Source organism: Paracholeplasma manati (assembly GCF_025742995.1).
GTDB lineage: Bacteria > Bacillota_I > Bacilli_A > Acholeplasmatales > UBA5453 > Paracholeplasma > Paracholeplasma manati.
Map to the genome: position 1 here is coordinate 122,485 of NZ_JAOVQM010000004.1, position 6,340 is coordinate 128,824.

Here is a 6,340-nt window from a genome sequence, read left to right on the forward strand (position 1 = left end):
TATGCCTGAACTACCTGAAGTCGAAACCGTCAAAACGGTATTGAAAAGACGTATACAAGGCCTTAAAATCCATGATATTGATGTCTATTACGAAAAGATGATGGATGAGGATAAACGTCAAATACTGATTGGACAAACCATCCATGATTTAAAACGATATGGTAAATACATTGTATTCATACTAGATTCCTGTGTCCTCATCAGTCATTTGAGGATGGAAGGTCGTTACTTTTTTAAAGAGCCCAATGAACCGGTTTTAAAACATGAGCACATCGTATTTCAATTATCCGATGGCTTATCCTTGCGATACCACGATACCAGAAAGTTCGGTACGTTTGAAATCCGAGATTTGGACCATTATCTAACCGTTCCACCCCTCAATCAATTGGCTAAAGAACCCTTTGATATCGATCCAAACGCATTTTATAAAACTTTAAAACATAAACATAAAGCGATTAAAACCGCATTGTTAGATCAAAGTATCATCGCAGGCATCGGAAACATCTACGCCGATGAAATCTTGTTCGCATGCAAAATCCATCCACTGAGAATGACGGATCAAATTAAAAAAAGCGAAGCCAATCAAATCGTCCAAGAAGGCATTCGAATTCTAAACCACGCGATTCTCGCCGGTGGGACCACCATTCGAACCTATGTGTCTGAACTTGGGGTTTCGGGTCGTTTCCAACTACAGTTGATGGTCCATCAACGTGAAGGTGAAGCTTGTTATGTGTGTGGAACGACGATTTTAAGAGAGGTCATCAACGGCCGATCGAGCTTTTATTGTAAAACGTGTCAAAAGAGGTGATTGTTGTGAAAGTACTCGGCATCACAGGTGGGATTGCATCTGGCAAATCCCTAGTTAGTCAACAATTTAAACAACGGGGTTTCACGGTCATTGACGCCGATGCCATCGTGCATGAACTCTTCAAAAAAGACACCGTTTTAGAAGAGATTAAAAATCGCTTCCCATCCGTTTTTGATGGGGGTATCTTACAACGAAAACCATTGGCAGATCTCATCTTTACAGATCCCATCGCCAAACACGATTTGGAACACATCCTACATCCAAAGGTGTATGCATCCATCCAAGAACGTCTTCAATCGCATTTGAATGAACCTTGGGTTGTGGTGGATATCCCACTGCTTTACGAAACGGGTGGACAATCCATTTGTGATTGGGTATTGGTTGTGTATGTCAATGAAGAAACCCAAAAAGCGCGTTTGATGGCTAGAAATCAATTATCGTTAGATGAAGCCAATCAACGCATATCTGCTCAACTACCACTGAAAGATAAAGTCAATCAAGCAGACATTGTCATCGACAATTCTGGAACCATTCAAAAAACCATCGATCGTGTCAACGAACTCATCGACAAAGTATTTATATAGGAGGACCCCCATGCCAATTTATCGCACCACAGATTCAAACAAAGATGCCCGCTTACAAACCCGCTGGTATCAAAATGACTACAAGGAATGTCAACAAGCCGTACTGACCATTTTGAAGGGATTTGGGTATTCACTCAAACACCAAGATGATACGTATGGTGAATTCATTTTTGAACGAAAAAGTGAAACATTAGACGTCAAAGTCGTCTCTTTACAACGCCGTCAAACCGCCATCGACTTCGTACTGAATGCCGATGTTATGTTTGATTTTGGTCGTCGTAAAGCCGTGATTGCAGAAATATATGCCAGACTTCAAAAATTATTGAACGAAAAGAAGTTTAACTAATGTTAGGAAAGGTGTCACATGAAAAATGAATCGTTTTGGGTCATCGGCAGTGGTACCTTATCACTCGATGACGCAGCTACTTTAGCGCTACTATATCAACCCCTCATTGGCACAGAAAGCCATGGGTTGTATCTCTTTTTGTCCGCGTTGGTCAATACGAAAACCTACCAATCGGAAGTCTATCCAAAAACTTTTTTAATGGATGCATTAAACCTTAAAGAAAAGTGTTTTTCAGAATCCTTGGGTAAATTAGAAGCGGTTGGCTTACTATCTACCTATCAAAAAGATGCGATATTCATGTATCGTTTATCGATGCCGCTCACACCAAAACAATTCTTTTTAGATGGCATTTTAGGTAGTTTTCTAAAAAGTGAAATTGGTGAAAAAAACTTTGAATGGCTATTTGAACGGTTTTCAATCCCTGAAATCAATCGTGTCGGGTATGAGAACATCACCAAATCGTTTGACCAAGTTTATCAAGTCAAATCGCTCGATTCCGTCTCTAGTTCGATGCACATCATCGGGCGTAAAAATGGGTCAGGCGTGGTCATCAATCAAGATTTCAAACTCGATCAACTCTTTGAAATTTTGCCTGTAAGACTACAAAAGAAACGTATTTTTACGAAGAAAATTCAATCTCAAATCGCATCCATCATGTATGTGTATGGATTCACTTTAGAAGACATGAAACATGTCTTGGTTGAAGCCTATGATGAAGACCACAGCACGATTTTTTATGAAAGAATCAATTTGTTTGCTCAAAAATACCATGAAAAACACAATGGTAAAGAGCGCATTGAAATTGACTTAAAAGGGGATAGTGAACGTCCAAAACTATCGGATTTCAATCCTCAAGATTTGATCAGTCATTACGCACCAAAAATGACCAATAGTGCTTTCGCCTTACAAACCATCCGTCAATTTGTGGAACGCAATGCAGTCGACGTCGGTGTCATTAACGCGGTTATCATCATCTGCTTAAGGATTAAGACCGATTTACCAAATTTGAATTACCTTGAAAAAGTACTCAATACGCTTTTACAAAAAGGCATCACAACCGAACCAGAAGCGTATGAATATATCATGAAAGACCCAGAACCAAAAACCGAGAAGAAAACGTTTTACACCAAAGAAAAACGTGTGGCGCCTGTCCCTGAGTGGATGGATGAATTCAAAGCATTGCTAGAAAGTGGGGATTAAGATGGGTTCATTAGATTTGTTAAGACAAGAAATCGCATCCTTCCCTGAAACCAAAGATTTACAGGTCTCTGATAGCGATGTGATCACGGTGGTACAATATATCGATTTAAAAAAAGCATATAACCCAAAAGACCCAACCCAAAAGTTTGAGCCTGTATTGATTACTGAACCGTTCGTAACGATTGAATACCGTGTCTCTGAAGCCTATTTGAAAAATGAAATCGAACAAGGCAAACAGAAGAAACTCGATACCTCATATCACAACGATTATTTGATCAACGCGAAACTCGCCGATTTTCAACTCTTTAACGATGAACGACGTGAAGCGCTTGAAGTATCGAAAAAATTCATTGAATCTTGTCAACCAAACACCTTTGTTCGCGGGATGTATTTTCATGGGAAATACCGTACAGGTAAAACCTATTTATTATCTGCCATCGCGAACGCTTTGATTGAAAAAAACATTTCAGTGGTGTTTGCCTATTTTCCAGATTTGGTTAGAAACATCAAAAATGCATTTTCTGACAATTCTCTGGAAATAAAGGTCAAACAACTGAAGTCGTGTGGTGTCCTCATTTTAGATGATGTGGGCGGCGAATACATGACAGCTTGGTTTAGAGATGAAATCTTCGGACCGATTTTGCAGTACCGTTTGACGGTTGGATTACCCGTGCTGATTTCATCTAATTATAAGATGACGGATTTACACCGCGTCTTCGCAGAAGCCAAAGACGGGGTCGATGAAGTCAAGGCGATGCGCATCATGATGCGTATCAGAGAACTAACCAAAGAAATCAAATTATCGGAAAAGAGTTACGACGCGATTTAACTTGACAGCCGGTTTTAAAGTGCTATAATTTATATGAAAAGCGAAGAATAGGCCATGATTTTTATACTTTAAGCGATGTAGGACGGTGTAAGCTACAACCATAAAAATTACTCCCTATGAGCTGCCTGCGAAAGCAGATGCCGTACGACCGCGTTAAGGTTTTGAGTGCTAGAGTATTCTAGAACTAAGGTGGTACCACGATGATTCGTCCTTAACTATTGTTAGGGACTTTTTTTATTCTAAGGAGGATAATCATATGAAACTACACTTACCTGATGGCAAACAACTCGAAGTAGCTGTTGGCGTCAACCCATTACAAGTTGCTCAGTCGATTTCCATGTCACTGGCAAAAAAAGCCGTTGCAGCGCTATATAACGGGGTTGCAATCGAACTTGAAAAACCGATGTTTGAAGACGGTTCTTTCAAATTACTCACCGCTTCAGATGCAGAATCGTTTGCCGTATTGAACCATTCAACCGCCCATTTACTTGCACAAGCTGTGAGAAGTATTTACCCACAAGCTTGCTTCGGTGTGGGACCTTCGATCGAAGAAGGGTTCTACTATGACATCGATTTAGGGGATGTCAAATTCACCGATGAGATGTTACCAGACATTGAAAAGAAGATGGCTGAACTCGCGAAACAAGGTTTCGCTATTCAAGGCAGAGAAGTATCCTATGAAGAAGCGAAAGTCATTTTCAAAAATGACCCTTATAAACTAGAATTGATTGAAGGGTTAAAAGACCAAAAGATTTCTGTGTATCAACAAGGTGACTTCATTGATTTATGCCGTGGTGGACACGTATCCAATACAAAAGAAATCAAACACTTCAAGTTGTTGAACTTGGCTGGTGCTTATTGGAGAGGCAACAGCGACAATAAGATGTTGTCCCGTGTGTATGGGGTTGCGTTCTTTACTAAAGAAGCGTTAGATGCTCATTTGCACATGCTAGAAGAAAGAAAACAACGCGACCATCGTAAGATTGGTAAAGAGTTGGATTTATTCCTCATCTCTAAAGAAGTTGGTTCAGGCTTAGGCTTTTGGCTTAAAAATGGCGCAACCATCCGTCGTATCATCGAAAGATACATCACCGATAAAGAAATCAGTTTAGGTTATGAACATGTCTATACCCCAATCATGGCGAATGTGGAATTGTACAAAACCAGTGGTCACTGGGCACATTACCAAGATTCGATGTTCCCACCAATGGACATGGGCGATGGCGAACTATTGGTTTTAAGACCGATGAACTGTCCACACCATATGATTATTTTCAAAAATGAAGTCCATTCTTATAAAGAATTGCCAATCCGAATTGCAGAACTTGGGATGATGCACAGATATGAAAAATCAGGGGCGTTATCGGGATTACAACGTGTCCGTGAAATGACCTTAAACGATGCACACATTTTTGTGAGACCTGATCAAATCAAAGATGAATTCAAACGCACTGTGGATTTATTGCTCAATGTCTATAAAGATTTCAACATCAACGATTATAAATTCCGCTTAAGCTACCGTGATCCTGAAAATAAAGAAAAATACTTTGATGACGATCAAATGTGGGAACATGCCCAACAAGAACTCAAAGAAGTGATGGACGAACTCGGTATGCTATATTTTGAAGCGATTGGTGAAGCCGCATTCTACGGGCCTAAACTAGACGTTCAAGTCAAGACTGCACTCGGTAACGATGAAACCTTATCGACCATTCAAATTGACTTCTTATTACCAAGACGTTTCGAACTCACTTATGTGGGTGAAGATGGTAAAAACGACCAAGTCCCTGTGGTTATTCACAGAGGTATTGTATCCACCATGGAACGCTTTGTTGCCTTCTTAATCGAAGAATATAAAGGGGCATTCCCATTGTGGCTATCCCCAGTTCAAGCCAAGATTCTACCGGTTAATTTAAACTTCCATCAAGACTACGCCCTTGAAGTACAAAAACAACTTCAAGCCCATGGATTTAGAGTAGATGTGGATTTAAGAAACGAAAAATTGGGTTATAAGATCAGAGAAGCTCAAACCAAGAAGATTCCACTTCAATTGGTTATTGGGGATAAAGAAAAAGAACAACAAGGGGTCACTTACCGTATGTATGGTAAAGAAGAACAAGTCTTCTTACCTATGGCTGAATTCATTGAATGGTTCAAAGCCTATAACGATTCAAAACGCTAATTAATATTGTCCTGTAAAAGACCTCCATCGTGAGGTCTTTTCTTTTAGATGTGTACAATAACAAAAAATTCAAAAAAATTCAAAGAAGTATATTGAAAATTCATTTAAAGGGTGTATAATAAGGTTGTCATGAGATGTAGAAGACAACATTATCGACATAAAGGCGATGTTTCAAGGTTAAATTGGATACCTTTTTGGTACCAACATTTCCTTTGAATGGCGTTGTCTTTAGCCATGCATACAGTTGGCTTCATCGATGATTTAAGCAACCGGTAAATATGTCAAGCAGTAAAGAATAAAAAAAATATCACGAAAACGGTTGTTTAGGTGATAAGAGGACATGATTAAAAAAGGTTGAATGGATTAGAAAGAGATTTAAATGTTACTGATA

General features: G+C 39.4%; 6 protein-coding genes. All 6 read left to right on the plus strand.

Annotated elements, in window-relative coordinates; genetic code table 11:
• The first annotated feature begins 1 nt into the window (after window position 1).
• A complete protein-coding gene (mutM, locus tag N7548_RS06385; protein WP_263608637.1) occupies window positions 2-808 on the plus strand; it encodes a DNA-formamidopyrimidine glycosylase in 807 nt (268 codons plus the stop codon).
• 5 nt (window positions 809-813) lie between these two features.
• Complete coding sequence (gene coaE, locus N7548_RS06390; RefSeq protein ID WP_263608638.1) at window positions 814-1,392, plus strand: dephospho-CoA kinase; 579 nt, start codon at window positions 814-816, stop codon at window positions 1,390-1,392.
• Between the two features lie 10 nt (window positions 1,393-1,402).
• Window positions 1,403-1,738, plus strand: coding sequence for a hypothetical protein (locus tag N7548_RS06395; protein ID WP_263608639.1), 336 nt, complete (start codon window positions 1,403-1,405; stop codon window positions 1,736-1,738).
• An 18-nt stretch (window positions 1,739-1,756) separates the two neighbouring features.
• Window positions 1,757-2,938: a DnaD domain protein gene (locus N7548_RS06400; RefSeq protein ID WP_263608640.1), complete on the plus strand. Its 1,182-nt coding sequence runs from the start codon at window positions 1,757-1,759 to the stop codon at window positions 2,936-2,938.
• A 1-nt stretch (window position 2,939) separates the two neighbouring features.
• Window positions 2,940-3,767, plus strand: coding sequence for an ATP-binding protein (locus N7548_RS06405; RefSeq protein WP_263608641.1), 828 nt, complete (start codon window positions 2,940-2,942; stop codon window positions 3,765-3,767).
• A gap of 256 nt (window positions 3,768-4,023) precedes the next feature.
• Entirely contained in the window at window positions 4,024-5,949 is a 1,926-nt protein-coding gene (gene thrS, locus N7548_RS06410) for a threonine--tRNA ligase (RefSeq protein WP_263608642.1), read from the plus strand.
• Window positions 5,950-6,340: the final 391 nt, after the last annotated feature.